The sequence below is a fragment of the Pseudoxanthomonas sp. LjRoot204_2 genome, from assembly GCF_056175765.1.
This window is the reverse complement of record NZ_JBGFFG010000379.1, coordinates 1-3,255: the sequence shown is the minus strand read 5'-3', so window position 1 is coordinate 3,255 and position 3,255 is coordinate 1. Positions and strand designations below refer to the sequence as shown.

Genomic DNA, 3,255 nt, shown 5'->3' with positions numbered 1-3,255 from the left:
GTCTTCGAGCGAGGCCCGCACGAAGCGGRACCCGTCCTTGGGCTGCAGGCGCGCCAGGCGCGCCTCTTTCAGGGTGGGGTCGTAATAGTCGTTGAGGTTGTCGTATCCCAGCACCTCATCGCCGCGGTCGAGCAGGCGATGGCTGAGATGGGAGCCGATGAAGCCGGCGGCACCGGTAACGAGGACGCGCATCGAGGATTCTCGTGGGGAAGGACGTTACAGGCAGTCGTCGACAGCGTGGCGGGGCAGCGCCCGCTTCACGTCGAACACCACCGCGCCTGGCTTGCCGAGGGCGCGCACGCCGTCGCCGCCACGCTCGGTGAATTCGCGGTGGGCGACCGCCAGGATCACGGCATCGTACTGGCCGGCCTGAGGCTCGGCCACCAGGTCCAGGCCGTATTCGTGCTTGGCTTCGGCGGCGCTGACCCACGGGTCGTGCACGTCCACCTGCGCGTTGTAGCTGCGCAGTTCGGCCACGATGTCGACCACGCGCGTGTTGCGCACGTCGGGACAGTTCTCCTTGAATGCCAGCCCCAGCACCAGCACCCTGGCGCCGGCCGTGGGCAGGTTCTGCCGGGCCATCAGCTTGGCCACGCGTCGCGCGACATGGCTGCCCATGCCGTCGTTGATGCGGCGGCCAGCCAGGATCACGTCGGGGTGGTAGCCGATCTGCTGCGCCTTGTGGGTCAGGTAATASGGRTCCACGCCRATGCAGTGGCCGCCGACCARGCCYGGRCGGAAYGGCAGGAAGTTCCATTTGGTGCCGGCGGCCTCGAGCACCTCATGGGTGTCGATGCCCAGGCGATGGAAGATCAGGGCCAGTTCGTTGATCAGCGCGATGTTGACGTCGCGCTGGGTGTTCTCGATGACCTTGGCGGCCTCGGCCACGCGGATGCTGCTGGCCTTGTGGGTGCCGGCGGTGATGATGCTGCCGTACAGCGCGTCGACGAAGTCCGCGACCTCGGCGGTGGAGCCGGAGGTCACCTTCATGATGGTTTCCAGGCGGTGCTGCTTGTCGCCGGGGTTGATGCGCTCCGGGCTGTAGCCGGCATAGAAGTCCTGGTTGAACCGCAGTCCCGATTCGCGCTCGATGATCGGTACGCAGGTCTCTTCGGTGGCGCCGGGATACACGGTCGATTCGTAGATCGCGACTGCACCCTTGCCGATCGCGCGGCCCACGGTGCGGCTGGCCGATTCCAGCGGATGCAGGTCGGGGCGCTTGTAGTCGTCGATCGGGGTGGGGACGGTGACGATGAACACGTTGCAGCCCGCCAGCGCCGCCGGGTCGTCGCTGAAGTCGAGCAGCGGCGTGTCGCGCAGCTCGTCGGCGCTCACTTCCAGCGTGTGGTCCTGGTGCTCGCGCAGTTCTGCCACGCGCTTGCTGTTGATGTCGAAACCCAGGGTGGGGAACTTGCGGCCGAAGGCGACGGCCAGCGGCAGCCCGACGTATCCCAGGCCGATCACGGCGATCCTGACCTGGTCCAGGGTGGGCAATGGAGCGTTCATCAATGTGGGGTCCCCTGTGTACTGCGTGTTGGAAGAGTCTATAAGGCCGGGGGCATGCCCGCGCTGCCGCCGGCGGCCCCATGTCGAGTCGATCAACGTGCAAAGCCCCGTCGAGAGGACACGCTTGCGCAATGGCCTGATTGCGCCGCGCTCTGCGTACCAGAGGCATGATCGGCCACCAGGAGGGTGGCGACCAGCGACCGGGGAGTCGACATGCGGATCCTGTTGTGCGGTGGCGCCGGCTACATCGGCGCGCATGCTTACGTGGTGCTCGTCGAGCGGGGCCACGACGTGGTGGTGGCGGACAACTTCAGCAACAGTTCGCCGGGCGTATTGGCCCGCCTGCAGCAGATCACCGGGCATCCGGTGCCGTTCCAGCCGCTGGACCTGCGCGACCGCGAGGCGGTCGTCGGCTTCTTCGCGCGGCAGCAGTTCGATGCGGTGGTGCACTTCGCGGCGTTGAAGGCGGTGGGCGAATCCTGCGAGCGTCCGCTGGACTATTTCCACAACAACATCAGCGGCACGCTCAACCTGTTGCACGGCATGCAGGCGGCGGGCGTCAAGCGGCTGGTGTTCAGCTCGTCGGCCACCGTCTACGGCGACCCCGCGAGCGTGCCCGTCCGTGAAGACGCGCGCCTTCAGGTCACCAACCCGTACGGCCGGACCAAGCTGGTGATGGAACAGCTGATCGGCGACCTCTGCGAAAGCGATCCGGGTTTCCACGCCGCCAACCTGCGCTACTTCAATCCCGTGGGCGCGCACGTCTCCGGCCTGATCGGCGAGGACCCGACCGGAATCCCGAACAACCTGATGCCCTACATCTGCCAGGTGGCCGTGGGCCGGCGCGAGCACCTGAGCGTGTTCGGCGGCGACTGGCCCACGCCCGATGGCACCKGCGTGCGCGACTACATCCACGTGATGGACCTGGCACGCGCGCACGCGGATGCGCTGGATTTCCTGGTGCGCGAGCGCCGCAACCTCACCGTCAACCTCGGCACCGGGCAGGGCATCAGCGTGCTGCAGCTGGTGAACGCGTTCGCGGGTGCGGCCGAGCGCGCGATCCCGTACCAGATCGTCGCGCGTCGCGCGGGCGATGTGGCCGAAGTGTATGCCGATCCATCGCTGGCCAACGACGTGCTGGGCTGGCGTGCGGAGCTCGACGTCGACGCGATGTGCCGTGATGCCTGGCGGTGGCAGTCGCAGAACCCGCAGGGCTATCCGTCCGCCTGACCGGACGCCGCGAACGTGACCGGTTTGGCATAAGCGAGCCTGCGGCGGCCGGCCGCAGGCTGGCGACGCGGTGGCGATTGGTCGAGAATCGACGCACCTCCCGCTCGCCTGGATCCGCTTGCCAACCGACGCCGTTCGCGACCTGGCGGAACAGAACCGCTCACGCTACGGCCAGCGCATGTACCGCATGCGCGCGCTGGGGCTGGGCCTGGGAGCGCTGTGCGTGGGCGCCGTGCTGTACGAACACGCGGCGCCTCCTGCGTTGTGGGCGTTGCTGGCCGCGCATGGGTTCCTGTGGCCGCACTTGGCCTACTGGCGGGTGAAGCGGCAGCACGACGCACCGTTGCAGACGGAGTTCCAGAACCTCACCTTCGACGCCGCGATGGGCGGGTTCTGGATCGCGGCGATGCAGTTCGATGCGCTGCCCAGCGTGCTGCTGGCGGTGATGCTGACGATGGACAAGGTCATCGTCGGTGGCGGGCGTTTCGCGGTGCGCACGCTGGCGGCGATGGCGCTGAC

Annotated in this window: 4 protein-coding genes; 2 read left to right on the top strand and 2 right to left on the bottom strand. The window is 67.7% G+C overall.

Features of this window, described 5'->3' with window-relative positions; genetic code table 11:
• Together AC04L7_RS15140 and AC04L7_RS15135 are read right to left on the bottom strand one after the other, a co-directional pair.
• On the bottom strand, positions 1-192 hold a 192-nt coding region (locus AC04L7_RS15140), incomplete at its 3' end, for an NAD-dependent epimerase/dehydratase family protein (RefSeq protein WP_475513318.1).
• Positions 193-216: 24 nt separating this feature from the next.
• Positions 217-1,506, bottom strand: a complete 1,290-nt coding sequence (locus AC04L7_RS15135) for a nucleotide sugar dehydrogenase (RefSeq protein ID WP_296282594.1) — start codon at positions 1,504-1,506, stop codon at positions 217-219.
• A gap of 213 nt (positions 1,507-1,719) precedes the next feature.
• Between AC04L7_RS15135 and galE the strand changes: the two genes are divergently transcribed.
• Together galE and AC04L7_RS15125 are read left to right on the top strand one after the other, a co-directional pair.
• Positions 1,720-2,736, top strand: coding sequence for a UDP-glucose 4-epimerase GalE (galE, locus tag AC04L7_RS15130; protein ID WP_475513317.1), 1,017 nt, complete (start codon positions 1,720-1,722; stop codon positions 2,734-2,736).
• 118 nt (positions 2,737-2,854) lie between these two features.
• A partial coding sequence (locus AC04L7_RS15125; protein WP_475513316.1) for an MASE2 domain-containing protein occupies positions 2,855-3,255 on the top strand: 401 nt, incomplete at its 3' end.